Origin of the sequence: Streptomyces sp. NPDC050564 (genome assembly GCF_044457265.1) — a bacterium.
Lineage (GTDB): Bacteria > Actinomycetota > Actinomycetes > Streptomycetales > Streptomycetaceae > Streptomyces.
This window is the reverse complement of sequence record NZ_JBITGS010000068.1, coordinates 1-25017: the sequence shown is the minus strand read 5'-3', so window position 1 is coordinate 25017 and position 25017 is coordinate 1. Positions and strand designations below refer to the sequence as shown.

At 67.4% G+C, this 25017-nt stretch carries 24 protein-coding genes and 1 pseudogene; 9 read left to right on the top strand and 16 right to left on the bottom strand.

All coding sequences use genetic code 11. The features are described from left to right. Positions 1-615 (bottom strand): SRPBCC family protein (locus tag ACIBK0_RS49010; RefSeq protein ID WP_399096084.1); only part of this gene is annotated, 615 nt, incomplete at its 3' end. Further along, on the bottom strand, positions 599-961 hold the full coding sequence (locus ACIBK0_RS49005; protein WP_399096081.1) for an ArsR/SmtB family transcription factor: 363 nt from the start codon (positions 959-961) through the stop codon (positions 599-601). The genes ACIBK0_RS49010 and ACIBK0_RS49005, both read right to left, overlap by 17 nt. Positions 962-1374: 413 nt before the next feature. Between ACIBK0_RS49005 and ACIBK0_RS49000 the strand changes: the two genes are divergently transcribed. Then, complete coding sequence (locus ACIBK0_RS49000; protein WP_399096078.1) at positions 1375-2217, top strand: hypothetical protein; 843 nt, start codon at positions 1375-1377, stop codon at positions 2215-2217. Positions 2218-2744: 527 nt separating this feature from the next. Here the strand turns inward: ACIBK0_RS49000 and ACIBK0_RS48995 are convergent. Then, positions 2745-3236 carry a cupin domain-containing protein gene (locus ACIBK0_RS48995; RefSeq protein WP_399096075.1) on the bottom strand — a complete coding sequence of 164 codons (492 nt, stop codon included), beginning with the start codon at positions 3234-3236 and terminating at the stop codon, positions 2745-2747. A gap of 542 nt (positions 3237-3778) precedes the next feature. Next, entirely contained in the window at positions 3779-4714 is a 936-nt protein-coding gene (locus tag ACIBK0_RS48990; RefSeq protein WP_399096072.1) for a helix-turn-helix domain-containing protein, read from the bottom strand. A gap of 40 nt (positions 4715-4754) precedes the next feature. On the opposite strand from ACIBK0_RS48990, the gene ACIBK0_RS48985 reads away from it, so the two are divergent. Together ACIBK0_RS48985 and ACIBK0_RS48980 are read left to right on the top strand one after the other, a co-directional pair. Further along, a complete protein-coding gene (locus ACIBK0_RS48985) occupies positions 4755-5627 on the top strand; it encodes a sterol desaturase family protein (RefSeq protein ID WP_399096069.1) in 873 nt (290 codons plus the stop codon). A 740-nt stretch (positions 5628-6367) separates the two neighbouring features. Continuing rightward, on the top strand, positions 6368-7102 hold the full coding sequence (locus tag ACIBK0_RS48980; protein ID WP_399096066.1) for a carbonic anhydrase: 735 nt from the start codon (positions 6368-6370) through the stop codon (positions 7100-7102). Positions 7103-7317: 215 nt separating this feature from the next. Here the strand turns inward: ACIBK0_RS48980 and ACIBK0_RS48975 are convergent. After that, a pseudogene (locus ACIBK0_RS48975) lies at positions 7318-7539 on the bottom strand (helix-turn-helix domain-containing protein); the annotation flags it as partial. Between the two features lie 5 nt (positions 7540-7544). Next, complete coding sequence (locus tag ACIBK0_RS48970) at positions 7545-8933, bottom strand: MFS transporter (protein ID WP_399096063.1); 1389 nt, start codon at positions 8931-8933, stop codon at positions 7545-7547. 126 nt (positions 8934-9059) lie between these two features. Here ACIBK0_RS48970 and ACIBK0_RS48965 point away from each other — a divergent pair, with 126 nt between their 5' ends. After that, a complete protein-coding gene (locus ACIBK0_RS48965) occupies positions 9060-9695 on the top strand; it encodes a helix-turn-helix domain-containing protein (RefSeq protein WP_399096060.1) in 636 nt (211 codons plus the stop codon). Positions 9696-10050: 355 nt separating this feature from the next. On the opposite strand, the gene ACIBK0_RS48960 is transcribed toward ACIBK0_RS48965, so the two are convergent. Together ACIBK0_RS48960 and ACIBK0_RS48955 are read right to left on the bottom strand one after the other, a co-directional pair. Continuing rightward, the gene (locus ACIBK0_RS48960) at positions 10051-10503 is read right to left on the bottom strand and encodes a hypothetical protein (protein WP_399096057.1); all 453 of its coding nucleotides are present in this window, start codon (positions 10501-10503) and stop codon (positions 10051-10053) included. A gap of 797 nt (positions 10504-11300) precedes the next feature. Beyond that, positions 11301-11588 (bottom strand): hypothetical protein, encoded by a 288-nt coding sequence (locus ACIBK0_RS48955; protein WP_399096054.1) that lies wholly within the window; start codon positions 11586-11588, stop codon positions 11301-11303. 822 nt (positions 11589-12410) lie between these two features. On the opposite strand from ACIBK0_RS48955, the gene ACIBK0_RS48950 reads away from it, so the two are divergent. Continuing rightward, positions 12411-13976 (top strand): alpha/beta hydrolase, encoded by a 1566-nt coding sequence (locus tag ACIBK0_RS48950; protein ID WP_399096051.1) that lies wholly within the window; start codon positions 12411-12413, stop codon positions 13974-13976. Between the two features lie 476 nt (positions 13977-14452). On the opposite strand, the gene ACIBK0_RS48945 is transcribed toward ACIBK0_RS48950, so the two are convergent. Next, positions 14453-15004, bottom strand: coding sequence for a hypothetical protein (locus ACIBK0_RS48945; protein WP_399096048.1), 552 nt, complete (start codon positions 15002-15004; stop codon positions 14453-14455). A 110-nt stretch (positions 15005-15114) separates the two neighbouring features. After that, positions 15115-15723, bottom strand: a complete 609-nt coding sequence (locus ACIBK0_RS48940; protein WP_399096045.1) for a TetR/AcrR family transcriptional regulator — start codon at positions 15721-15723, stop codon at positions 15115-15117. 119 nt (positions 15724-15842) lie between these two features. Between ACIBK0_RS48940 and ACIBK0_RS48935 the strand changes: the two genes are divergently transcribed. Then, positions 15843-16613, top strand: a complete 771-nt coding sequence (locus ACIBK0_RS48935; protein ID WP_399096043.1) for an SDR family NAD(P)-dependent oxidoreductase — start codon at positions 15843-15845, stop codon at positions 16611-16613. 700 nt (positions 16614-17313) lie between these two features. Here the strand turns inward: ACIBK0_RS48935 and ACIBK0_RS48930 are convergent. After that, a complete protein-coding gene (locus tag ACIBK0_RS48930; protein WP_399096040.1) occupies positions 17314-18537 on the bottom strand; it encodes an ABC transporter permease in 1224 nt (407 codons plus the stop codon). Between the two features lie 112 nt (positions 18538-18649). Between ACIBK0_RS48930 and ACIBK0_RS48925 the strand changes: the two genes are divergently transcribed. Beyond that, positions 18650-19252: a TetR/AcrR family transcriptional regulator gene (locus ACIBK0_RS48925; protein WP_399096037.1), complete on the top strand. Its 603-nt coding sequence runs from the start codon at positions 18650-18652 to the stop codon at positions 19250-19252. Here ACIBK0_RS48925 and ACIBK0_RS48920 read toward each other — a convergent pair. From ACIBK0_RS48920 to ACIBK0_RS48905, 4 genes are all read right to left on the bottom strand, one after another. After that, the gene (locus tag ACIBK0_RS48920; protein WP_399096034.1) at positions 19151-20191 is read right to left on the bottom strand and encodes a YbhN family protein; all 1041 of its coding nucleotides are present in this window, start codon (positions 20189-20191) and stop codon (positions 19151-19153) included. The two genes, ACIBK0_RS48925 and ACIBK0_RS48920, sit on opposite strands and share 102 nt — an antisense overlap. A gap of 143 nt (positions 20192-20334) precedes the next feature. Next, on the bottom strand, positions 20335-20931 hold the full coding sequence (locus ACIBK0_RS48915; protein WP_399096031.1) for a hypothetical protein: 597 nt from the start codon (positions 20929-20931) through the stop codon (positions 20335-20337). After that, positions 20928-21716: a phosphatase PAP2 family protein gene (locus ACIBK0_RS48910; protein ID WP_399096087.1), complete on the bottom strand. Its 789-nt coding sequence runs from the start codon at positions 21714-21716 to the stop codon at positions 20928-20930. The genes ACIBK0_RS48915 and ACIBK0_RS48910 overlap by 4 nt, the downstream gene beginning before the upstream one ends. A 108-nt stretch (positions 21717-21824) precedes the next feature. Continuing rightward, positions 21825-22820 (bottom strand): patatin-like phospholipase family protein, encoded by a 996-nt coding sequence (locus tag ACIBK0_RS48905; RefSeq protein WP_399096028.1) that lies wholly within the window; start codon positions 22818-22820, stop codon positions 21825-21827. 830 nt (positions 22821-23650) lie between these two features. Here ACIBK0_RS48905 and ACIBK0_RS48900 point away from each other — a divergent pair. Continuing rightward, the gene (locus tag ACIBK0_RS48900) at positions 23651-24136 is read left to right on the top strand and encodes a MarR family winged helix-turn-helix transcriptional regulator (RefSeq protein ID WP_399096025.1); all 486 of its coding nucleotides are present in this window, start codon (positions 23651-23653) and stop codon (positions 24134-24136) included. An 80-nt stretch (positions 24137-24216) separates the two neighbouring features. Here the strand turns inward: ACIBK0_RS48900 and ACIBK0_RS48895 are convergent, their stop codons facing one another. Further along, a complete protein-coding gene (locus ACIBK0_RS48895; protein WP_399096022.1) occupies positions 24217-24345 on the bottom strand; it encodes a hypothetical protein in 129 nt (42 codons plus the stop codon). Positions 24346-24418: 73 nt separating this feature from the next. Between ACIBK0_RS48895 and ACIBK0_RS48890 the strand changes: the two genes are divergently transcribed. After that, positions 24419-24943 carry a hypothetical protein gene (locus ACIBK0_RS48890; RefSeq protein WP_399096019.1) on the top strand — a complete coding sequence of 175 codons (525 nt, stop codon included), beginning with the start codon at positions 24419-24421 and terminating at the stop codon, positions 24941-24943. The last annotated feature ends 74 nt before the right edge of the window (positions 24944-25017 follow it).

The following is a 25017-nucleotide window of genomic DNA, read 5'->3' as shown; positions in this document are numbered from 1 at the left end:
TCCGGCGCCATGAAGCCGTCGAGCGACATCGTCACGCTGAAGAACACCTTCCCGGCCATCAGCCCTCCGCTCCCTTCGGTGTGGTCTCGTTCCGGTCGGTGTGGTCTCGTTCCGGGCGGTCTCGTTCCAGGTGAGTTCGCCGACGTAGGCCGCCAGATTGCGCAGCGTCTGCTCGCCGCCCTCGATCGCGTGGTACTTCTCCACCGCCTCCTCGCGCAGTTCCTTGGTGGGGAACACCGTGCGCATCACGATCCGGGTCTCCTCGCCGGCCGGCTCGAAGGTCAGGACCGACTCGAAGGCGTTGGGGTCGTCGGGGGACTCGCCGTGCACCAGCGCGATCCGCTCCGGCGGGACGATCTCGGTCCAGGTGATCCACTCCTGGTAATCGGTCCCGTCCGGCCCGTGCATCACGAAGGCCCAGGCCCCGCCCGCGCGGAACTCGAAGGACCGCGTCGTGGTGGTGAACCCCTCCGGGCCCCACCACCGCGACAGGTGCCGGACTCGCGTGAACGCCTCGAACACCAGCTCCCGTGGGGCACCGATGGCCCGGGAGATCACGATCTCGCGGTCCGCGGTCGCGTGGTCAGGCTCGCCGCCGCTACTGGTCGTCGTCATCCGGTGGTTCCTCCTGCCTTGCCTGCTTCAACTCCTGCACGTACTCGTCCAGCCGGTCGAAGGTCTCGCTCCAGAACCGTTCGAAGCCGCCCACCCACTCGTGGACCGGCCGCAGCCCGCGGGCGTCCAGGCCGTACAGCCGCTGCTTGCCCGCCCCGCGGACCCGCACCAGCCCGACCTCGCGGAGCACCCGCAGATGCTTGGACGCCTGCGGCTGGCTCATCCCCAGGTCCCGCGCCAGTTCGGTCACGGGCCGCTCGCCACCCCGCAGCAGCACCAGGATCTCCCGCCGCTGCGGCTCGGCGATCGCGTTGAACGCGTCCGAGGTCGTCGCCGCTCGTGCCATGGCGCCATCATATGCCTATATCGGAATGCGTCAACGGCTGTGTGACCAACGACCGGCTCGGGCTGGTCCGGCATGCCAACCTGACCGTGACGAAGGAGCGGCAACGCGTGGCTCGTGAGCAGCTGGGCCACCGGGGCCGCAACGGTCTTCGGGCAGGCCGGTCACGGTGTCACGCACGAGCCGCGGCCGGTTGCGCGTCAAGTCCTGGGTGCGGGCGATCCCGAGGTGCAGGGCCATCTCCTCGCCGGTGCAGCGCGGTTCGACCTCGGCCCTGGACGCAGAGTGGGCGGCCAGGTCGTCGAAGGCCCGGGCCATCTGCCGCCTCGAACTGCGCGTGGCGTCGCCGGAGCCAAATCCCGACGGCTCGGCGTTTCGCGTGCTTTCCGGTTGGGCCCGAGTTCTAGGCTCGGCCCGTGGGGCAGCCGGAGCAGCACACGGAGGGCGCGGGGCCGTTCACTACCAGGCTCACCTGGCACGTTCCCGGCGGCGGCACAGCGGTGTGGGAGTCACGGATGGCGCGCCGGCGCGGAATGCTGGTGATCAGTCCGCCCGGTGCGGCGGACCGTCTGCGTACGCATGCGGATGCCATTGCCATCGTCTGGCTACGCAGACTCAACGTCATCGCAGCGATCGCCTTCGTCGTCGGCGGGGCCCTCTTCGCGGCCGGCGCGGCCGTCGCCCAATTCGGCTCCGGCGACGCCACCGAGTGCGCCTCGATCTACTTCGCGGGCGGCCTGTTCTTCAACACTGGTGGCTACGTCTCGTTGCTCCAGGTGATCAACGCGCCCCGCCACGTTGCCGATGGCAGCGGCCGGCTGGTCACCCGCCGCTGGCGGTGGTGGAGCTACGAGCCGACGCGAGTGGACTGGCTGAGCACATTCGTCCTCTTCGCGGGCACACTCGTCTTCGCCGTCTCCCTGCTGAGCTCCTTCCTGCAGGGCCTGAGCGTCCAACAGGTGAACCGGCTGATCTGGGCACCCGACGTGGTCGGGTGCGTGCTCTTTCTGGTCTCCGGGTACCTGGGCTTCGTCGAGATCTGCCACGGCCGGCCCTGCGTCCGCGCACACAGCCTCAGTTGGTGGATCGTCGCTGTGAACCAACTCGGCTCCGTCCTGTTCATCGTCTCGGCGCTCGCCGCCTTCACCCGCCCCGCCACCGGCAGCCTGGTCAACGCCGACATCGCGAACTGGGGCACTCTCACCGGCGCCCTGTGCTTCTCACTGGGCGGGCTCCTCCAGCTCTACGAACACCCCTAGGTTCGCGCTGCGAGACTGCGACACGTTCACTGGCGCGGTGCCCTTCGCGGAGCTTGCTGCGTGGGGACGATGACGGTCCACGCTGGTCGCGGTGGTTGCTGTACTGGGCTGCTGTACAGCAACCACCGGACCCTCCGCTTTCAGGCGAGTCCATCGTGCGGAGTGGATCACTTTCCGGCCTGGCAACGACCAGCATCGATCGGCATGCACCGTTGGTGTGCCACCCGGATCTCCTTCACCGAAACCCTGCGCTCCGCCCGGCGCAGTGTGACCCTCACGGCGGGCAGCTTTCCCCCTGACCTGCTGGCCAGAACACTTGTCCTGCTCCAGCACGACCTGCTGGAGCGGCTCCTGCCGCACAGACGCCTGCCTGCGCAGCCAGCCTCGCGTCGTCAAACGCAAGATGTCCAACTACCGGCTCAAACGCGCCGAGCACCGCGCCTGGCAGCAACCGATCCTCACCGGCACCGGGGCAATCCGCATTCAACGACCTCAACCCGCAGACCCGTAAAGCAACGGCACGGAGACTACGGCGTGTCCGGGGGAACCTGGTGGGAGCTGGTCCGGTAACGGCTACGGAATTCAGCCAACAGCTCATCGGTTGCTTCGGCCCCGGCGCTCACGGCGGCATGGACGTCGCGGAAGTAGTTTTCGTACCCGGCAGGAGTGTAGAGGCACAGGGCACGTGCCGCGACCGGGCCTGCATTGCGGAAGCCGTGCGGGGTGCCGCGGGTCGCGGCGAGCAGATGCCCGGGGCCGGCCGTCACCTCGCCGTCGCCGGTGTGGAGCGTCAACTCGCCCTCGAGTACGTAGAAGTACTCGTCATGTCCCTCATGCACGTGCGGCCTGGCACCAATGGCGCCAGGGGCAAGGCTGAACTCCTCGAAGGCGAAGTGCCCGCCCGTGTCCTCGCCGGTGAGTCGGAAGAAGTGCGTGACACCGGCGACGTCTATGAGCTCACCGTCCGGGGGGCGACGCAGCAGCGGGCGAGTGGGAATCTGGGACTGATCATCGGTCATGGGGGCATTGTGACCCAGGACAGGGGCCTTCATCGTTTCAATATCAGCGGAGGTGAATCGGCGCTCACGCCTGCCCCAAGTCACAGGAGTTCTCCCCGAGACAGTCCACAGGGCGAAGTGTCGGCGGGGGGGGATGCCCGGGCGCTTGGCGGCTTTTGACTGTCGGAGAGCTTCCCGCCACCCGGCCCCGGGTGAAGCCCAGCACCTGGACGGTGAGATACCTGTGGATGGGGCGGGTGCCCGTGGAGGGTAGGCCGTTATCGCTGAGCGCGGTCCAGGGTTGCCAGGCGATGAGTGCGCTGGGAAGCCGTTGCCCTGTCGATCACGTGAGCATGGGTTCGAGTGGCGGTGCTCGGTCGGGTGATCCTGCGCCGCGGCGCGTATGAGAACGGGGCCTCCTGCACAGCTCGGGATTGTCGAAGTCCCACGGAGTAAAACAGGAGGCGCCTTGTGTCGCAGTCTTGCGCGCCCGCACCGGCGGAGTCCAACTCGGCCGCTCGGTCGTGTGATTGCCTCGAGCACCGGTTCGGGAATCTTTCCCGTCACCGCGTCGCCGCGTGAGGATCCCGTCGGTAGTGCGAGGGCGGCATGCCCGTCCAACGGCGGAAGGCCCGGGTGAACGCCGACGGCGTCGCGAAGCCGAGCCTAGTCGCGATCACCGTAACCGGCAGGTCGGGCTGGGCGAGCAGCACGAGAGCTCGTTCACGCCTGACGGCGTCGGCCAGGGCGGAGAACGCCACGCCCTCATCGTCGAGCCTCGACTGCAGGGTCCGTTTACTGACCGTCAGCGCACGTGCCACATCGGACAGCGCGTCCCTGCCGTCGGCGAGCAGTTCACTGACCGCCGTCGACCAGGGCGCTCGCCGATGAGCGATACGGCGCTCCGCATACGAGTGCAGCATCGATCGCACGAGGGGATCGGCCTGGACCAGGGGAACGCACAACGCAGCCTCGTCGAACCGGCAGGAGTCGTCGGCCTGGGCGAAGACGGTCCGGCCGAACACCGACTCATAGGCGTCCGGGCCGCCCGGGGGGACCGGCCGTCTCAACGCGACCAGCGACGGAGCGGCCTGCTCACCGGCCAGGCGGCCGATCACCTGGCATAGCAACGCGAAACACGCATCCACAGTGTCCCCGTGCGCCGCTCCGCCATCGGGCGAACGCAAGGACACCAGTACCGAGGAGCCCCGCCGGGTCACCACGACCTCTTCCCGGGCGAGCAACGGGTGGAAGCGCTGCAGGTCCAGGAGCATCGCACCGATATCCGGGGAGTTCACGAGGATGGGCGCGAGCAATCCGCCCACCGCCATGATCTCCGTCCACGACGCGAACGCCAGGCCTGGATGGGCGAGGCCCTGCTTGGCCAGCGCCTTCCACGTTCCCTCGAGTGAGGTCGCGGTCACGCCATGGGTCGCGGCGAACCTTCCGGCCTGCGCGATGACCGGATCTGCGTCGGAAGGCAAGGGGTCTGCGTTCATGGGGCAGTGGTGTCCCTCTCAGGAGTCCGAGCATGGTGGCATGGACTTGGACAAGCCGACGAAGCCACTTCTCACCTACGGAACCTATCCAACACTCGGGCTGATCACCGCCGGGGGTATCTGGGCGGCGCTGCGCCAGAGCGTGGACCGCAACGCCGTGATCGGTCTGCTCACGCTCGCGACCATCGTGATTGTCTTCGCGGTCGAACGGATGAACCCACTCATGGACCGCTGGTCCATGACCAAGCAGAGCTTGCTCGGCCGCGACCTGCCCTTCATCGGGCTGGCCGTCGTCGTCGAGCAGATTGCCACGATCGGGGTCTCTCTCGTCGCAGCGGCGTTCATGCCGGCTAATGGGTTCGGCGCACTCGGACGAATGCCGCTGGCCGCGCAGGCCGTGTTCGCGCTCCTGGCACTCGACCTGCTCTGGTACGTCTACCACCGTGCCGCGCACACCTTCTCCCGGATGTGGCGCGTCCACGGTCTGCACCATTCCCCGTCCCAGCTGTATGTGCTCATGCACCAGGTCTTTCACCCCTTCGACCTGCTGGTGTCCCGGTTCGTCATAGCGCTGGTCGTCTTCAAGTTCAGCGGCATCGAACCCGACGCGGCGTTCATCGCGATCGTCGTGCTGGGCCTGCAACAGACGGTCAGCCACGTCAACAGCGACCTGCGGACAGGCTGGCTGAATTACCTGCTCATCGGTACCGAGACCCACCGCTACCATCACGCCGCCGGGGAACGCCGCAACTACGGATCGGTCGTCCCGCTCTGGGACATCCTCTTCAATACATTCCTGTACGAACCATTGCGCATCCCCGACCAACTGGGCCTCGACGACCCCACCGCCTACCCCGACCCCCGTCTCTTCCACACCGCACTGGCCTGGCCGTTCCGGCGAGCCACAACCTAAACCGGGTCCGGATATGGAGGTACGGGGCGTCCCCGAAGTCAGCGCGCCGTGGGCACTGTCCGAATCCGCATCTCAAACGATCATGGAACGTGCAGGTCGAATAGGTTTCCCGCCGGGGTGATCTTCCGGTGGCGCAGGCATGAAGGCAGGGCCTCGCGGTAGCTCGGGGATGCGAATCGAACCGAGCAATGTCGGGAGGCCCTGGTGTCGTTGTTGCACGCGTCCGAGCCCGTTCAGTTCAACTCGGCTGCTCCATCGTGTGGTTGTCTCGCGCACGAGTACGGGAACGCCGCACGATCGATGCCTCGAGGCAGTAGGCGGCCACGTACAGCAAGAGGGCGTCGATGGCCCAGGCGGCGGCCTGCGGGGCGACGCCGCACGCGAGTGCCTGCTCTTTGGTATCCCTCTAGCGGGAATAGCAATGGCGGCTCCGCGACCGCTCCCCAAGATGCCAGAACCGACTTCCGACAGCGGATGGTCAGCATTTCGGGAGGCACCCAGTGCGGGCCGCGCTCGATGTTCACGAGAACGGACAACACCCTGCCGTCGGCAGTCCAGTCGGGCAGGGTGGGCCTCGGCATCAGACGCTCAAGCCGCCACACGAACCCGTTCTGTGGGCCGTTGGTGGCAAAGTAGCCCGCGCCCGCTTGCGCCTGCTGCCAGGTCACACACACCACGCTGAACAATGGCCCCGATCAAGACGCACGGACGTGTCTGAGCGGCACCGAGGGGAACGACCGATGGACAAATCAGAACGTCCGGATCGTAGAGCTCTGCTTGCCGGCGCACTTGCGGGCGCCACGGTCGCGCTTGCGGGGTGCTCATCGACGAGCGCCGCCACGTCGGCGACCAGTGCTCCGCCAAAGGCGCGGCCGACCACCCCCGCCGCGGCATTCGCGAGGCTGATGGAAGGCAACGAGCGCTGGGTGAGCGGAGATCTTCAACACCCCGACCGGGATCCGAACCGGCGTCAGCTCGTGGCCCAGGAGCAGGAGCCTTTCGGGGCCGTCCTCGCGTGCATCGACTCCCGGGTGCCGCCTGAACTCCTCTTCGATACCGGGCTGGGTGACCTTTACGTGATGCGCACGGGCGGGGAGGCGGTCGAACCCGTGGTCACTGGTTCTGTCGAGTACGGACCCATGACGAGCGGCACCCCGCTCATCGTGGTCCTCGGGCATCAGCGCTGCGGCGCCGTCGAGGCAGCGTACAAGTCCATTCGTGACGGCAAACCGCTGCCTGGCAACCTGCAGGCGATCGTCAAGGCTCTGCAGCCGGCATACGAGCAGGCAGTAAGGGAAGGCGGCGCCGACCCGGTCGAGACCATGGCCCGCGCCCAGGTCAAGTTGACCGCAACCGATCTGCGTGACAACCAGGACCTCGCCCCACTCGTGAGAAAGGGCGCCCTTGCCGTGGTCGGCGCTTACTACTCCCTCGACACCGGCAAGGTGGAAGTCCTGGTCGGCGCGCCCTCTTGAACCGGTCAGACGAGACGGACGGGCGTTGTCAGGTCGGAAACGGGTAACCGGACCCGCCTCCCCCAGGTCCCGAAGCAGCTGACAGTCAGCACCACAGGCAGGGTTGACTGCGGCAATGCCGCGGTCGACCCGACGCGGATTCGATGGTGCCCAATCGGCCTGCGAGGACGGCCCGCCGCTGTCGAAACTCGTGAACATTCCGTCCCGGCCTCGACGGCGAGTGCCTCCCATGGGATGGCCGTCGGCTGGTGTCGTGGCGTCGAGGAGCGGTCCAAGAGCCCGATCTCGCAGAATCTGCGGTAGCGGTTCACCCACTTTGAGGCACAGGCCCGGGAGATTCCCATCTCAGCGGCGACGTGACCAATGGGGCAAGTTCGGCAACGCTCGACGAGGCGGCGGCGCCCTTCAACGGACAACGGTGCGTTGCGGTGAGTCACGCGGCTCACCGCGCTTGCAGGGAGGCGGGGCCCGTGATGGCCTGCTTCGGCCGTGTGACATGGGCGACGAGGAAGAGCAGTACGCCACAGGTGGCGACCAGGATCCAGCCCGGGCGGGACGCGTGTGCGAGCCCCGTCGGGCTGGTGGCCGTGACCAGGCCGCCTGCGAGAGCGATGCCGAGGGCGGCGCCGAGTTGGCGTGCGGTGGAGGTGATCGCCCCGGCCACGCCGGCACGGGCGGGTGGCAGGCCATTGACCGCGGTGTTGGTGATTGGGGCGTTGGCGAAGCCAAACCCGATGCCGATGAGCGAGTATGCGGCCAGAAGCAGGAGCACGCTCGTGTGCGGGGTGAGCCGGACCAGGCAGAGCCCGCCGACCGTGATGAAACCGCCGGCAAGGAGCAGCGGCAGCCGCGGTCCCGTCCGGCCGACCATACGGCCGGACCAGGGGGCGCATACGGTCGCTCCGACGGCCAAGGGCAAGGCCGCCACGCCGGCGGCCAGCGGCGTCCATTCCCGGGTGTGCTGCAGGTAGAGGGTGTTCAGCAGCAGTGTCATGTTCAGGGCGATGAAGACCACCACCGCGCCCACGACTGCACCGCTGAAGACCGGGCGCCCGAAGAGCCGCGGATCCATCAGCGGCTCACGTCGGCGGGACTCGACCCACACGAATCCGGCTGTCGCCACGGCAGCCCATGCGTATCCCGCCAGCGCCGCAGGCGACGTCCAGCCGATACGCGGCCCTTCGATCAGGACGCCGACCACGACTGCGAGGACCATGGTCAGCAGGACCTGGCCGGGCAGGTCGAGCCGCCGGGCCCGCTGTGCCCGGGACTCCGGCACGAACACCGCACTGAGCAGCAGAGCGGCCGCGATGACGGGTGCGTTGATCCAGAACAGCGCCCGCCAGTCGAGCCCTGCGAGCAGCGCGCCGCCTGTGACGGGTCCGGCGGCCATGCTCAGTCCGAACACTGACGCCCAGATGCCGATCGCCTGCGCCCGTTCCTTCGGGTCTGGCATCGCGTTCACCACGATCGCGAGCGCCACGGGGCTGAGCATCGAGGCGCCGATGCCCTGCAGGGCGCGGGCCGCGATGAGCGCGCCCGCCGACGGGGCGAGCGCACAGACCAGTGAGGCCGCGCCGAACACGGCCAGCCCGCACTGGAACACCCGGCGGCGTCCGAAGCGATCCGCCAGTGCGCCGGAGGAGATCAGGAGACTGGCCAGGACGAGGGTGTAGGCGTCCACGATCCATTCGAGACCGCGCGTGTCGACATCCAGGCCGCGCCCGATGGCCGGCAGACCCACATTGACGATGGTGGTGTCCAGACCCACCAGGAACATGCTCAGGCAGCAGACGGCCAGTACCGTCCAGCGTCTGCGCGTACTCAGCATGGGTTGAACAGGGTGTGTCGTCGCGGTCACGGTCTACCTCTGATGTCCGGGAACAGTGCCCGGCAAGGCTCGGCCCGTGCGACGGCCGCAGCCCATCAATTTTGCGAACACTGCAAAAATGGATCCATGAACACAGGATCCAAGGACGCGGAGCTGGAGCAGATTCTCGATGGCATCGGGCCCCGGCTGCGCAGGCTGCGCAGGGAACGGGGACTCACGCTCGAGGCACTCGCGGCCACGACCGGGATCTCGGTCAGCACACTGTCCCGGGTGGAATCGGGCAATCGGCGCCCGACTCTGGACCTGCTCATCCCGCTGGCACGGGCGCACCACGTCGCACTCGACCAGCTGGTGGCGGCGCCGGCCAGCGGTGACCCTCGGGTGCACCTCCGGCCCCTGCACAAGGAGCGCGGGAGCGTCCTCGTGCCCCTGACGCAGTACCCGGGCCGAGTGCAGGTCTTCAAGCAGGTACTGGCACCCCGCCAGCCGGAACTGGTCACCCACGAAGGCTACGAATGGCTCTACGTCCTCGCCGGTCGGCTACGCCTCATCCTCGGGGCGCAGGACTTCACGCTGCGGCCCGGCGAAGTGGCCGAGTTCGACACCAGCGAGCCCCACTGGTTCGGCCCCGCGGACACGAGCGCCGTGGAGATCTTGCACCTGTTCGGTCCACGAGGAGACCAAGCCATCGTCCGCGCCAGACCGTCCACAACCGATCCCGCCCCGCCGACGGCCCCAAACCCACCGTCAACAGCGTCATGACCCGCAACATCTTGGTCCTGCTGGCCGATTACCCGGAACCGGCTCGACAGCGGCTCTACCGGGCGCATCGCCTCGTCCAGAAGAATCGGCGTGCCCGTCGGAACCCGTCGCCGTTCAAACAGCTCGCTCAGGTCGGCAGGGCGAACGCCGGCCACGTCCCCCACCTTCCAGACCTTCCGCCGGTCCGTGAGGAACAGCTGCACCGAGCCCCCAGAGACCACCACCTCACGGGATTCCTTCACCAGTCCCGCGCCCCCCGGAGACGCACATACCGGTCCGGCCGGGCGGCAGGTCCCTCGACACTGCCACCCGGCCGGACCGGACCTCACGCACCACCGTCCACGATGGTCAGGCCCTAGTTCGTGTTCGTGTTCGTGTTCGTGTTGGTGTTGGTGTTCGTGTTGCCGCCACCGTTGCCGTTCCCATTGCCGTTCCCATTGCCGTTCCCATTGCCGTTCCCATTGCCGTTCCCATTGCCGTTGCCGTTGCCGTTGCCGTTGCCTGCATTCGTGTTCGTGTTGGTATTCGTGTTGGTGTTGGTATTCGTGTTGGTGTTGTTGATGATGACGACGACACCCCCGCGGCCGTTCCTGCCGTTCTTCCCGTTCTTCCCGTTCTTGCCGTGCCTGTCGTGCTGGTCGTGCTTGTCGTGGTGGCCCTGGGCGTGGGCCATCGTGCTGATACCGGCGGGGGCGTGTGCCGGGGTTGCGGCGAAGGCGCCGGTGGCGGGCAGCAGCGCACCTCCAGCTGCCAGCGCGGTCGAGGCGGTAAGCATCGCGATACGGCGGGTGCAGGACGTGCGGGCCATGAGAATTCCTCCGGGGAAAAGCTGAGAAGAAAAAGGGGGGATTACCGAACGGGCCCTGCCACATTCCGCGGACCTTCCGGCCGGGACTCATGTCCCGTAAAACGCTCCGCAGGGCTGTTCCCGGCGGTGCGGGCGGGCCACCTGATCTGCGTGAACCCATGCCTCAATTAAGCCCCGCTCACCCCGCCGCGTCATGCCGCTGAATGTCGGGGCTTGACAAACCACGACCGTATGAGAAAGTCCCGCCCGCCACACACCCGGCGGGGCCCCCTCCCCCACATGACCGGCCGCCACACTGTCCCGCACGAACCGGCGCGGGCTCGGCGCCGACGCACCAGCACCACCGGGCACTATCTGCGCGACACCGACATGCCGCTGAGCCAACTCGCCGCCCCACTCGGCTACAGCGGGCAGAGCGCCCTCGCGCGAGCATGCCGATGGTGGTTCGCCACCAGCGGCTGCCACCACCGGCGAGCCCTGCGCCAGCACCAGGCGAGCTGTCCGGGCACGAGAAACAGCCAGACCGACACTCACACGGGCCGCGAACACAAAAGACCCCGCTTCCTGGAACCGCGAAGCGGAGGCCGCTGGTTGTCCAGTAGTTGAGGTCTTCTCAGCGATGTATCCGAGCGCGGCCCAGCCTGCGGGAGCGGGGAAGCAAGTGTGTGCGCAAGGCCGGGCCTTGGCTCCTCGATCATCTGGCGGCGTGCGCACTTTGGGGCCTAGCCGCCGCAGAAGGATCCGCCAGCGCGTCTTCGCCCACCGCACCAGCTCGGCAACCGGCGTGGCTGGGCAGATCAGGCGGCGAACGCCGTGATCAGGGTGATGACACCGACCAGCCCGATCGCTCCGAGAGTGGTTCCGGCGACAGCTGTCCCCATACGGCCGTCGCCTTGGCGGGCGTAGTGGATGCCCATGACGCCGAAGGTGAGGGCGAGGCCACTGGCGATGATCGACCACGGGAGCATGACCAGCGCGAGCGTGGGCCACGCTCCCGTGGCGCCGACAACCCCGAGGACCAGAGCGAGGGGTCCCAGCGCGACGGCAGGCGTGTCGTCTCGGCCAGGCGTGGTTGTTCCCGACATACGTCCCCCTATTTGAACGCGTTCAAATCGTGTGCCCGATATTAGCAAGGGGCAGGGCTGGCTGCGCGTGCGGCCTCACCGTCGAGCGGACGCACGGCGACGGCGACGGCCGCACGGTGAAAACCGGCGCCGCTGTCCGGCCTCATCCGTCCCGGATGTCCGCTGGGAAACCGCCTACAAGCAGGCGGACGCCGCCATATACCCCCGCCCGGGCCGGCGCCCCCGGACCCACCCAGGCCGCAGCCGGGACCACCAGGCACCGAGCCGCCAGGCCCCGGGGTCGCCCGGCACCGAGCCGCCGGACAGAGGGCGGGCACGCTCCGTCCGCGGGGTGCCACGCCGGCGCCGGCCCGCCCCTTGCCGGCCTGCGCCAGGCCCTCCGCCTGCCAAGACCCGTCACGGGACACCTCGAAAAGAACGCGGCACGGGACACCTCGCAAAACCCTCCGGCCACCGGGCTCTTGAACGGCGGGGCAGGTCACGCCGGAGCCGCTCCGCCACCCCGCTGGGGCAGGCCCTTGGCCTGTCGGCACCTCACCACAACAGCCCGCACCACGGCGGCAGGGCCGGCCCTGGGCACCGGCCGGGCCCCGAACGTCTGCGGAGCGGCCCCGCCACCGCGGTGCCGGCTCCCGGCCGACACCGGCTGCCGCGTCAAGCCCCGAATTATCGGAGCGTGACGCAGCATCGCCGCCCGGGGCCTACTCGAAGCGCGGGCCTCACCCCAGCAGGCCCGGGGCCGACGCCAGGCCCCCCCAGCAAGCCCCGGCCGCCACCGGCTCGCCTGCTCGCACCCGGCACGAAAGATCGGAAACCCACCTCATGACCCCCCTCTCCAAGGCCCGGCGCACCGGCGCGCTGAGCGCCACCGCCGCAGTGATCGCCACCGCCCTCGCCGGATGGACCGCCCACGCCCTGCCCGCACCCGCGGACACCGCCGGCCAACCGCCCAGCTCACTGACCGCACAAAAACTCAGTTGGCACACCTGCCCCGCACCAACCCCCGCACAGGGCACCCAGCCGGCCCCGGGCCGCGCATGGCAGTGCGCCACACTCAAAGCCCCCCTGGACTACACCAAACCCGACGGCGACACCATCAGCCTCGCCCTGATCCGCACCAAGGCCACCGACCCCGACAAGCGCATCGGCTCACTGCTGTTCAACTTCGGCGGCCCCGGCGCCTCCGGCGTCTCCATCCTCCCCACCGCCGGCAACGAATTCCAGACCCTCAACAGCCGCTACGACCTGGTCGGCTTCGACCCCCGCGGAGTCGGCGCAAGCGCCCCCGTCACCTGCCTCACCGACAAGGAAACCGACGCCTACTACGCGGGCGACAGCCCTCCCGACACCACCACACCACAGGACTCAGCCAACGCCGCCGACACCTACCTCCAGCGCTGCCGGCACAACTCCGGCAAAATCCTCGCCCACGTCGACACCGTGAGCGCCGCACGCGACATGGACCTCATGCGCGAAGTTCTCGGCGACCGCCAACTGCACTACTTCGGCATGTCATACGGCACCAAACTCGGCGCCGTCTACGCCCACCTCTACCCCACCCACGTCGGCCACCTCGTCCTGGACGCCGTCGTCGACCCCACCAAAGACCCCCTGCAAGAAACCCTCGCCCAGACGAAAGGCTTCCAACTCGCCCTCAACAACTACATGAAGGACTGTGCCGCCGCCCACGGCCCCGCCTGCCCCACCGGCCACGGCGGCACCGAAGGCAACCAGAAACTCACCGCACTCCTCAACACCCTCGACCAGCACCCCCTGCCCACCCGTGACGGCCGCAAGCTCACCGCCGGCCTCGCCTTCACCGGCATCATGTCCGCGCTCTACTCCCAGACCACCTGGCCCACCCTGACCACCGCCCTGGACGAAGCACAACACCTCGGCCACGGCGACACCCTCCTCGCCCTCGCCGACGTCTACAACGGCCGCGACGCCCAAGGCCGCTACAGCAACATCAACAGCGCCAACACCGCCATCAACTGCGCCGACCAGAAACAGCGCTACACCGACACCGACGTCCACACCCACCTCCCCCAATTCCGCACTGCCTCACCCCTCTTCGGCGACGCCATGGCCTGGTCCATCACCAGCTGTACCGGCTGGCCCGTCACCACCACCAGCACCAGCACCCCCCACGTCAACGCCCCCGGCTCCGCCCCCATCCTCGTCATCGGCAACACCGGCGACCCCGCCACCCCGTACCAAGGAGCACAAAACATGGCCCACCAACTCGGCGACGGCATCGGCATCAACATCACCCTCACCGGCCAAGGCCACGGCGGCTACACCAGCAACAACACCTGCCTCAAAAACACCGTCGACCAATACCTCCTCAACAACACCACACCCCCACCCAACACCACCTGCACCTGACACCCATCCACACCACACACCCAGGACAGGCAGACCCGCCTCCACCAACCCACCCAACGAACAACCAACAGCCTGCGCTTCCCGGAACTTGTTCCGGGAAGCGCAGGCTGTTTTACACTGCGCGGTGGCCCCGCTCGCCGAGCCTGTCCATCCCATCGTGACCGCCACGTTCCCCCTGGTCAGGCATGAACTCGGCTGCCGTACAGCAGAAATGACACCTCGTGCGGTCTCTTCACTGCAGGCACCGGCTGCCACCAGGGACAGGAAGGCTCAAGCAGCACAAGCCGACCACCCGACTGCAGAAACACCTGCCGCAGGGAAGAAGCGGAGCTGCCGCAGGAGGACGTGGACCGGCGCGGGCTGACAGCACTGTTCTGGTCGAACATCAACCCCTATCTGGACACTTCCAAGAATCTCGGGGCAGACCGACACTGTCGAAGTTCTCCCAATGCAACCGCCTGGGACGGGCAGTCGAGCTATCGCATGTGTTCCCGGAGTCCGGTCGTCGCGGTCTCCGTCGAGGCGAAGAACTGCCAGTGGGGACGGATGCCGTGCTCCGCCTGTCCCGACCAGCTCAACTGGACCAGCGCCCAGCGGATCGGGTTCTCAGCGATTTCGAAGAGCACGTGGTCTCGTTGGCTGCAGTGCGCGACCGCCTGCAGCGGACACTCCGCGAGCGGGTGGTTCGGTCTGAGGTCGGCTGAGACCTCCATGGCGAGTTCGGCCTCGAAGACGGTGCGGTCTTTGCCAGGGATGAGGACCCATCCAGCTGGCAGGCTGACGGCCCGGTCGTCAGTGCCTACCGGGTCGGCCTGACGTGCTTCCTTGACAAGGGCGCGGAGGTCGGCCACGCGGTTCTTCTGGGCTTCGAGGTAGTCAGGGGACTTGTCGCGCGTCCACTGCTGCCAGAGCCCGTCCGGCGTGATGAAGCGTGCGGCGTAGTCGCTGCCGGTTCGAGGCCCTTCGACTCGAAGTACCTGCGGACTTCGCAACAAGGTGCGGGGAGAAAGCAACATGAACACGGCCACCAACGAGCCCAAGGGACACGGACGGTGCGACGGAAACACGTTCGGGCAGCAAGGCCGGGAGGACGACGCTCCTTGGTTGGTCGTCATCGACATGCAAGTGACGCGGCGGCTCAGATCGCAGCGGAAGCGGCGTGACGCAGCGTCATGATCCCCTCGTCGAGCGCGGCGTGGAGGTGGGTGGAACGGCCGGTCGACAGCAGGATCGACACCCCGCCCTGGATTCCCGCCAGCAGCGCCGCCGCGGTCCGGTCGACGTCGAGCGAGGCAGGTATATGGCCGGCGGCCTGCATGGCCCGGATTCCCGTCGCCAGGTGCTCCTGCCACTGGCGCAGCAATTTGTTCACGATCGCCCTTGCCCCGGGTGTGTCGCGGCCGATCTGCAGGAAGAGCGAGCCGAGCGGGCAGTGGTCGCCCTGTTCTTCGTAGCGCTCGATGACCGCGTCACGCCACCGGTACCAGGCATCCCACGAGTCCAGGCACCCGAGGTAGGGCTGCTGGTCTTCGAGTACCTGGTCCGCCTCGAACTGCGCGACTGCGAGCAGCAGTTCGTCCTTGCCGCCGGGGAAGTAGTGGAACAGCTGGCTCTTGCTCGTGCTGGTGCGGGCCAGGACATCGTCGAGCGTCATCAGCGCAACGCCTTTCTGCCGCAGCACCGCGGCAGCCCCTTGGATGATCCGGCCCCGCGTCGCTTGCCCCTTGGCAGTCAACGATCCACGCATCCCACCGCTCCTTATGTTGGACTGGCCAGTCCAACATAACCGGATTGGACTTGCGGGTCCATTTTTTGCGATCCACCATCGACCCCAGAAGTCCTACGGAACTGGGAGCAGATCGCATCATGAGCCACCGCCTACAGAACAAGAGCGCCCTGGTAACCGGCGCCACCAGCAATATCGGCCGTGCCATCGTCCTTGCCTTCGCCGCCGAAGGAGCACATGTCGCGGTGTCCGGCCGCAGCCGGGAGCGCGGCGAGGAAGTCGTCGCCGCGATCCGCGCGGCAGGCGGCAAGGCAGACTTCCTGCCCGCGGATCTCGACGGCAGCGCGCCCGCGTCCCGCGCCCTCGCCGACGAAGCCGCCCGTGCCCTGGGCGGCCGCATCGACATCCTGGTCAACAACGCCGGAATTTACCCGAGCCCCTCAACGCCCGACACCGACGAGGAGACGTTCGACCGGATCTACGCGGTCAACGTCAAAGCACCGTTCTTCCTGACCGCCGCGGTGGCCCCCGCGATGATCGAGCGCGGTGGCGGCACGGTGATCAACCTCGGCTCCTGGATCGCGCGGCTCGGTATCCCGATCGGCGCCGTCTACGGTTCCTCCAAGGGCGCGATGGACGCCCTCACCCGTGCCTGGGCAGCCGAATTCGGCCCCCAGGGCATCCGCGTCAACGCCATCTCCCCCGGTGTTGTCCGTACGCCGAACCCTGCCGAGACCGTGGCCCACCCCGGCGACATCATGATGAAGGGCACCCCGGCCGGCAGCTTCGGGCTTCCGGACGCGATCGCCCAAGCAGCCGTCTACCTCGCCTCCGACGAGGCGAACTTCGTGCACGGCACCGTCCTCGACGTGGACGGCGGACGCACCGGCGTCGCCGTCATCGCCCCGTAGCGCCGCACTCGAAGAACCTCTACGCACCGGCCACCGAAGTTGCGTCGGCGCGCGTCGCGAAAGAGGTGGTCTCCGATGCTTGGGTGCATTGCGCTGCCTCGCGCTCAGTAGCGAATCCATCGAGTGCCTTCGCCGGCGGTGCTGCTCTGGCACGGTACGGGCTCCGACGAACGGGACGTTCCTCGAGCCGCTCGCCCGAACCACAGCGGATCTGGGTGTCATCGTCTTCGTACCGGACTGCTTCCGATGTTCGTAACGGCGGGCGTACGCACCCGAGGAAGGCCCTCCGCGGCCGCAGCTTCCCTGCGACCGCGGAGGGTGGTCGCCAACTCGTCGCCTGGGCTGGTGGGTTCGGCGTGGTGCGGCGGCCGGTGTCGAGTGCACCGGCCCGTACGGGCTGGCCCGGCACCTGCGTGTCGAAGGCATCGAGGTGACCGAGGTCAACCAGCCGGACAAGGCCGCTGGACAGCGGCACGGCAAGACCGACGCCATCGATGCCGAGGCGGCCCGCCCGCGCGGTGCTGTCCGGGCGCGCGACTGCCGCGGCGAAGACGAGCGATGGCCCAGTGGAGATGCTGCGGACAGGTCGCGCGCGAGCAGATCTTCTGCAGACTGCTCCACCTACCGGCCCGGTCGTTGGCGGACGACCTCTTACAAGGTGGCGCGCCCAGGCGCGCCACCTTGTCTTCAAGGGCTGGGATCACGTCTCCGCAGCGTGTCGGGCGTGCGAGTGTGCGCGAATCCCGATGGGCGCAGGCGAAGAGGAGGGTGAGGACTGCTCGCGATCCTGCGGCAAGAGGGGCGTCGCGACCTCGTTCGCCGAATTCTCCGTCCCCACCGTCGCGCTCCCGTGAGGGACGGGACTCTTCGCAGCGGGGGAAGCACGGTGCCCGAACAGGACGGCTGCCAGTCCCAGCACGCTCCACAGGGTAAGGACGGCGATGTGCCCTGCGCTGTCATTTCCGTGGAAGTAGGCCGTGCCGCGCACGAGGCTCGCGCCGGCGCCCGGCGGCAGCCACTGGCCGATGTCAGCAACCGTCTTGGGCAGCAGTTCTGGTGCGGATGTACTGCCGGAAAACGGATTGCCGACAAAGACCATGAGCGCCGCGCTCAGCCCGAGTCCCGCCGAACCCACAAGAGTCACTACCCCGGCAGTGGTGGCGCTGATGGCGAGAATGGTGAGTGACAAGGAAGCCCAGGTTGCCAGAGGTTCGTGCGGCAGTGCACCGAGAAAGCCCTGGGCGACCATGTAGACCCCAAGAGCAGCCGTTCCGCTCACGGCGATCAGGGCCAGGAGACGCGACGCAGGTCGCAGCCTCCGCGACATCGTGAATGCCAAGGCAATCATGATGCTGCAGATTGTCAGCGGCAACAGCGCCGAGCTGAAGACCACGCCCCGGGGGTCATCTGCAGAGGTCTGAACGACATCGACCTCCCTCACCTGGATCTGCGTCGGCTTTTTGGGGTCATGCTCACCTCTTTTGGAGCGATCGGACGTGCCGTGGACAGATGAGACAGCACGGTCCGCGGCCGCTTTGGATGCATGGGCGGCCAGTTGCTGGCCCGTCTTGCCCAGCAGTTGGGCGACGGTCGGGCTGGCGGCAGTGGACTCCAGCACGGTGAGACTGCTGGGGGCGACAACGAAGGCACCGTAAACGTCTCGTTCCTTGATAGCGGACCGCGCCGAGGCCTCGTCGGGGTAGAGGTGGAAGTCAAAGCCGCCGGGCTTGCTGTGTGCCAGGCCCTCGACCGCGCCCTGGCTTGCCGCACTGGTGCCCACGATCCCCACTGGCAGGTTACGCGGCGCCATGCGCGCCGCAGGCCACGCATAGGCCATCACTGCCAGTGAGATCACCAGTGGCAACGCCAGTGCCATGATGGCCACATGACGCCATGGCCGGTGTCCCACCAACGGGGTCTTCACGGTCTTGCCTCCCAAAGACGAATGATCGTTCTCTAAGAACTCAGTCTGCTAGGCTCACCACCAGAGAGTCAAGACGAACATTCGTTTTTCTTATTTGGATAGGATGCCCCCCATGCCGAAGGTATCCCAGCAGTACATGGACGCTCGCCGTACCCAGATCCTGGATGCGGCCCGACGATGCTTTCTGCGCGACGGATTTCACTCAACGTCGATGCAGGATCTGTTCGCAGAGTCCGGGCTCTCGGCGGGCGCGGTTTACCGGCACTTCGCGAGCAAAGACGAGATGATCCTGGCCATTGCCGAAGAGAACATGCGTGAGGTCCTGACGCTGGTCCACACCGTCGCCGCGACTCGGCCCAGAGGTTCTGTAGGGGCCGTCATCGCTGATGTCCTCGACCTCGTGTCAGCCAGATCCGCGGAACACGACACCGCAAGGCTGGCCGTGCTGGCCTGGTCCGAGGCCCTGCGAAACCCCACGTTGGCCAGGCAGTTCAGCACCCTGCTGACCCAGATGCGCTCCGACCTCGCAGAGGTCGTACGAGAGCACCAAGAAAGTGGCGCTCTGCCCGAGGAAGTGACTGCCGAGTCCATCGCCGGCGCACTGGTCTGCTTCCTACCCGGCTACATCCTCCAGGTGGCCATGCTCGACCCCACGCTCGTGGATGGGGTCGGGGATGCGGTACGGGCTCTGTGGCCGGAGCCGGGCACGCCCTGACCGGCTCCATCGCCGGACGAGCAGGACCGACCACCCGGCGACTCCGGTCAGTCCTGGATTGAGCGTCCGGTAGAGAAGATCAGCGGCCGTGGCGGCCGCCATCGGCATCCCGCCGTGATGCAGAGTGAGGACCAGAGCCGCGTCGAGAGGGCCAAGTCCCGCGGGCAACAGAGGTAGAGCCGATGCCGCCGTCATCGCAGCGACGTAGGCGAGCAGCACCTTGTCCGAGGCCGGGGCCGAGCCCACCGCATGGCACACAGCGAGCACACACAGGAGATCACCGACCCAGTTGATCAGAGCAGCGCCAAGCCCCAGGACCCAGAAGCGAACTGGAGGCTGCATGGCAGCCAACTCTTCCAGCAGGCCATCGGCCGACGTCTGCCTGTCCTTGCTGCGCCGCAGTCTTTGCCACACACGAAGAAGAGCGTTCACCGGCCGGCCCAGCACATTGGTGTGTTGGACGAGCGCGAGCGCGGCGACGATGACGGCGCAAGCCGCTGCAACTTCAATGGCGGCCTCTACAAGTTGGGTGCTGTCCCCAGCCAGAGTCCTGCCAATGCCGGCAAGCATGACGAGTGCGACCGCGCTGAGAACACCGGTGACAGCATGGGTGAAGCCGATCAAAGGCATGCTGGCACCCCAGGTACGCATACGCCGTGTCCGGTAGGCGATCGACACCAGGCTGCCGCCGGGCAGAGACGCGCTGAGAGCGTTCCCGGCAAGCACGGCGGAAACCGCAGAGCGCAGTTTCACTCGCAGCCCACCCGTACTCAGGGCCAGGCGCTGCAGCCGGGCGAAGGCCGCCATCGACACCATTTCCGCGGCGACAGCCAGCAGAAACCAGGCGGGTTGAGCGTGGGCCAGCTGGTCTGCCGCACGACGCGCGTAGGGTGCAACAAACGCCAGCTCGACACTCAGCAACATCACGACGGCGCCCATGGTGAGCGCGACGCGTGGTCGAGAGCGTGACCGGGATGTGCACCCGTCGTCCTCGTCCACCCGTTGCGCCCAGGCTTCCGCCCTCGGAGCCGCAGCTTGGTCGTACCCGTGGTCGTTCGGCTCGGTCTGATGCGAGCTGCTCATCACTGCACCGGCCACTGGGACACCAGGTGCACCAGGCCCTCCAGGTGCACGTGGCACCATGTGCGCTTGGGGAGGGCAAGGCCCCATGCGCTCGCACGAAATGGCACGTCGACGCCTACGGCTGCAACGTGGCCTCCGCCGCCTGCGATCGACGGCAGAGGACCGACACCATTCAACCGGCCAAGACGGACCGCGTCAGTAATGCCGTTGAGCGTCAGCATGGCGGTGATCTCTAGCCAGGCGGCGCTCTGGTCGCCGTTGTAGTTCCGGACCAGCCGCAGCTCCCCCTTGGTCCCTACCAGTTGGTGCCTCAGGCCTGCCGGATGCCGCCAGGCCCGTCGGCGATGGCCGAATGTGTCGAAGTCGGATATCAGGAAGCGTGCACGGCCCCCGATCAGCTCCTCGGTGTCCGGGCTGACCATAAAGGCGTCTTCGAGGTGCAGCGGCAGATAGGAGCCGGTCTGCCCTCGGCGCCTGCTGTACAGCCAACTGCTGGACCCGCTGGGGTCATTGCCGTGTTCTGTGTCCTGCAGATGGGATTCGGGATACGGGGGGTCTTCATGAGCGCGTGGGGGCAGCCCAAAGGAATGGATCATGGTGAGTCACCTGGAGGGAGTCTGTGTGAGGGGGACGCGGGGGTGTCGGACCGAGCAACTGCGGCGGCGAGCCTGACAGCGGTCAACGGGCCCCGTCGCATGGCGGCGGCGCGTCTGCCGACGATTCGGATGCGGCGCTGCAGGGCTCCGAAGAAGACGATGAGTGCGGCGCCTGCAATGGCGTCCGCCAGATAGTGGTTGCCGGTTGCGACGACGTCCAGTGTTGTAAGAACGGGATAGGCGAGGCCGAGGATTCTCACGGTCCTTCGCCGTGCGTGCCGGTGAAGGAGCCAGCCAGACCACAAAGCCCAGCCAACATGCAGTGATGGCATGGCCGCGTACTCGTTGACGAGTCCGCCAAGCCCGTGCGGAGCGCTGGTCTCTCCACTCCACCAGCCCCACTGTTGGACATCCGCCACGCTGTCATGGATTCCTGCATGGGGAAGCAGCCGCGGCGGGGTGGCGGGGAAGAGCCAGAACCCGATGAGGGCGCTCATGGTCGCGAGGGCGAGCCAGGTACGGGCATCGCGGTAGCGCTCGGGGTGCATCCGATAGAGCCAGATCAGCACGGCGGGCGTGACAACGAAGTGCAGAGTGGCGTAGAAGTACGCGGCGAGAACAGCCAGGACTGGATGCTCGTGGAGTACCTGGTTGAGTGGCTGCTCCGGTGCGAAGTGGACGGTGTGCTCCCAGCGGAAGATGCTCCGGCCGTTGTGGTCCGCAATGGCAGTCCATCCCCGCTGCAGACCTCGAGTGGTGTCGTAGACGGCGTACAGCAATCCCACCAACAGCCACTCCGCCCACCACCGGGGATGTGTACTCCCGTCCGGTGTACGCACGAGGTCCTGAATCCGGTGGCGCACGGAAGAGGCACAGCTGGCCATCAGCCGTCCTCATTCCCTGGTTGCGGTCTGCCTGGCCAGCCAGCCCGCGGTGAGTCCATGGCCGGCCTGGACCAGCCGCCGAGTGTCACGGAAGTCGATGAGGCTGGCCACGGGAGTGGTGACGGTGGGCAGTCGATAGACCGATCCGCGGACCGCCGCGATGTCCCGCCTTTCCCGTTCATCCAAGATCTGGCCAAGTGCCCGGCACCCAGCGACCAGGGTGGCGTGCGTCGGGCGCCCCGCCTTTTCCGTGACCGCGGCGGGAAGCACGTAAAGAGTGGTTGCGCCGAGCCTCTCTGCCTGGAGAACAGGCAGGTCCGCCGACACTCCCCCGTCGATGAGCCGATGCCCCCCTATGCGCACGGGCGCATACAGGCCCGGAAAGGCTGCCGAGGCGAGTAGGGCCGGAACAGCCTCCCCACTGGAAAGGATGACCGCCGCACCAGTTTCGAAGTCGGTCGCCACGGCGTGCATCGAGACAGCAGCTTCCTCGAGTCGGCCGACAGCGATGGCCGACCGCAGCAGTTGCTGCAGCGCTGCGCTGGAGACCGCCGCCTCGCTGCGGCCCAGCGCGGCCCTGGCCAGGGTCCGCAATGAAAGCGGTGCGACGTGCCGACGCTTCAGGCGCATCCAGAGCGCTTCCAGCCGATCGATCCCGCCGATGCTTGGGTCGGCAGCGAAGGCCGCACCGTTCAGTGCCCCAGCTGAGGAACCCACCACAAGGTCCGGTCTGATCCCTGCCTGGGTCAGTGCCCGCAGCATGCCGACCTGTGGCGCACACAGACTGCCGCCACCTTGCAGCACGAACGCCACGGTGCCTCTCGGTGCGGCCTCGGCCTCTGCAGGCACCGTTGGTGTCCCGATGGCACTCTGCGGCGTCTGCCCCTGGGACACCGCCAGTCCTCCAGCCTGCGCGGTGCGCATGCCACCGCCCCCTTTCCCGGAATGACCGTTCTTTTCCGCCCCCATCCTGAGGGTGTTCATGAGACAGGTCAAGACGAACATTCGTTTTTCTTGTCAGGGGATACGCAAAGTCACGGAGCAGGCCCCCTGCCCGACATGGGGGGGTCACCCGGCGCAGCATCCCGGCACCAACGGCGCAGCACCTCCGCGCTTGCAAAAAATAACCGTTCGTTTTACTTTCAGGAGGCGGGCGTCAGGGGACAGCCGCCCGCGGCCCACCCAATGAGCAACGAGGGCGGGCGGCCCCGTCCCTGCGAGAGGCCGTAGCGGACACCGCAGGGCGGGGCCCTTTCACGCCGGTGCGGTGCGTGCAGTCAAGCTGGGACAACTCAACGTCGATCACCTGCTCGGCGGCCGTGGTCTTCCAGGGGGACCACTGGATTGCGGTGTGGCCGCGCGGGCGGCGGACGGTGTGCCGATCCAAGTCAATGGTGAACCCGGTTGCATCGAAGCCCTGTTGGACTTTGGCCTGCCAGTGGGGTGTGTGACCTCGGCATTGACAGTGGAAGCGGCAGGCTCAGGCCTGGCTGGTGCGTCGGTGGCGTGACCAGTGCAGGCAGTGCTCGCCGCTGGGTCAGTGAGGTGTGACGATGACGTGCCCGATCAATCGGCGGATCTCCGGAACGCTGAGAGATATGACGTCGTATCCCCCGCATCCGCCGCCCCTTCTTCGGCAGGGACAGTGGTCAGATGGGCCAGGGCCGCCATGGCGAAGGTGATGTGCCGATACCAGGCCCGGTGGAGCCTCGCCCTGCACCCCGCGGTCTTGACCAGGTCCTGCCGGCGTGCGGCAACGGGTCCGCAGTGGATGTAGCCACATTTAGTTTCAAATGAGACCGTATCGAATGAATGTATAGCTGTAGTGTGACCTCATGACCGCCGACGTTCCTCACAGAACCAGCGCCTCGCGTGCGAGCGATCGCCCCGGGGACGCCTCGCCTTTTGCTCTCGGCTTGCTGCTGCGCCGGGCGCACTCGCGCGCGGCCGCGGTGATGGAGGAGGCGCTTCGGCCGCTCGGCATCGAGTTGCGGCACTCTGCCGTGCTGATCGTGCTGGTCGACCGCGGGCCCACGGTGCAGCAGGACTTGGCGGCGGCGACGGGGTCGGACAAGGCGGGGATCGTGCGGGTCGTGGACGACCTGGAGCGTAAGGGGCTGGCCGTACGCAAGGCCGTTCCGGGTGACCGGCGGGTGCGGGCAGTCGAGATCACACCTCAGGGAATCGAACTTATCGACGCAGCCCATGTGGCGGTGGCGCCGCCGGCTGAGCGTCTGGTTGCCGAACTGGGGCCCGGCGAGCCCGAGCGGCTGACGGATCTGCTGACCCGGTTCGCCTATCCCGCAGACGGCAGGGCGTAAGCACGCCCGAGCAACGGTTGCATGCCCGTGGGCCAGCTTCGCCGCATGCGGCTTTCGCGATGAACACGCGCCCTTCAGACCTACGACCACCGTCGCTTCACGCCGCCCTGGCTGCGGGTGGCGGACAGGGCTTCGTCGCCGACGGCGACCGAGCCGTCCTCGCCGATGAGATAGCCGACGCAGCACGGTTTGCCGGGGCTATCGACCACGCGTGGCCCCTGCAGGCGTGATCTGCTACCGCAGGCTGACCAGGGAACGCGACGCTCGCTAGCATCGCCCTTCATGATCGCAGTGGTCGTCACTATCGGGCTAGCGTTCGCCGGCTATGTCGTCACCTACCTCAACGGGTTGCGCCTGTCTCAGCGCCATGAACGCCTCACTCGCCTAAATCGCCAGCTCAGCGACTTCTATGGCCCCCTGTTCGCCCTCACGGAAGCCAACAGCCGCATCTTCAGCGCGTTCATGGAACGCAACGCTCGTCCTGACGGCAGATCCCCCTTCGCGCATGAGACGCCGCCCACCGAAGAGGAGCTCGCCGAGTGGCGACTGTGGGTCATGACCGTCTTCCTCCCCAACATCCAGGCCATGCGCGACCTCGTCATCAAACACGCCGACCTTTTGAACCAACCAGAGATGCCGCCACTCCTGCTTCAACTGTGCGCACATGTGTCGGGCTACGAGATCACGGCCGCCCGATGGATGCATGGCAGCTACGACCAGCACCTCTCAGCCGTATCGTTCCCCAGCGAGGAGATTGCCGCGTACGCGCGCAAGGGGTTCGCCCAAGTCAACTTGACCCGGCCCTGAAGGACCGGGCTTGGAGGTAGAGCCCAACTGGCTGCTGGGTGGTCTCCTCCGTCCAGACACCCCTATGGGGTGGC

Bases quoted from the DNA above. Each gene is read 5' to 3' on its own strand.
- ACIBK0_RS49005 (WP_399096081.1), bottom strand. From the start codon at position 961: ATGGCACGAGCGGCGACGACCTCGGACGCGTTCAACGCGATCGCCGAG.
- ACIBK0_RS48995 (WP_399096075.1), bottom strand. From the start codon at position 3,236: ATGACCGATGATCAGTCCCAGATTCCCACTCGCCCGCTGCTGCGTCGC.
- ACIBK0_RS48990 (WP_399096072.1), bottom strand. From the start codon at position 4,714: ATGAACGCAGACCCCTTGCCTTCCGACGCAGATCCGGTCATCGCGCAG.
- ACIBK0_RS48985 (WP_399096069.1), top strand. From the start codon at position 4,755: ATGGACTTGGACAAGCCGACGAAGCCACTTCTCACCTACGGAACCTAT.
- ACIBK0_RS48980 (WP_399096066.1), top strand. From the start codon at position 6,368: ATGGACAAATCAGAACGTCCGGATCGTAGAGCTCTGCTTGCCGGCGCA.
- ACIBK0_RS48970 (WP_399096063.1), bottom strand. From the start codon at position 8,933: ATGCTGAGTACGCGCAGACGCTGGACGGTACTGGCCGTCTGCTGCCTG.
- ACIBK0_RS48965 (WP_399096060.1), top strand. From the start codon at position 9,060: ATGAACACAGGATCCAAGGACGCGGAGCTGGAGCAGATTCTCGATGGC.
- ACIBK0_RS48960 (WP_399096057.1), bottom strand. From the start codon at position 10,503: ATGGCCCGCACGTCCTGCACCCGCCGTATCGCGATGCTTACCGCCTCG.
- ACIBK0_RS48955 (WP_399096054.1), bottom strand. From the start codon at position 11,588: ATGTCGGGAACAACCACGCCTGGCCGAGACGACACGCCTGCCGTCGCG.
- ACIBK0_RS48950 (WP_399096051.1), top strand. From the start codon at position 12,411: ATGACCCCCCTCTCCAAGGCCCGGCGCACCGGCGCGCTGAGCGCCACC.
- ACIBK0_RS48940 (WP_399096045.1), bottom strand. From the start codon at position 15,723: ATGCGTGGATCGTTGACTGCCAAGGGGCAAGCGACGCGGGGCCGGATC.
- ACIBK0_RS48935 (WP_399096043.1), top strand. From the start codon at position 15,843: ATGAGCCACCGCCTACAGAACAAGAGCGCCCTGGTAACCGGCGCCACC.
- ACIBK0_RS48925 (WP_399096037.1), top strand. From the start codon at position 18,650: ATGCCGAAGGTATCCCAGCAGTACATGGACGCTCGCCGTACCCAGATC.
- ACIBK0_RS48920 (WP_399096034.1), bottom strand. From the start codon at position 20,191: ATGGGCGCCGTCGTGATGTTGCTGAGTGTCGAGCTGGCGTTTGTTGCA.
- ACIBK0_RS48915 (WP_399096031.1), bottom strand. From the start codon at position 20,931: ATGATCCATTCCTTTGGGCTGCCCCCACGCGCTCATGAAGACCCCCCG.
- ACIBK0_RS48905 (WP_399096028.1), bottom strand. From the start codon at position 22,820: ATGTTCGTCTTGACCTGTCTCATGAACACCCTCAGGATGGGGGCGGAA.
- ACIBK0_RS48900 (WP_399096025.1), top strand. From the start codon at position 23,651: ATGACCGCCGACGTTCCTCACAGAACCAGCGCCTCGCGTGCGAGCGAT.
- ACIBK0_RS48890 (WP_399096019.1), top strand. From the start codon at position 24,419: ATGATCGCAGTGGTCGTCACTATCGGGCTAGCGTTCGCCGGCTATGTC.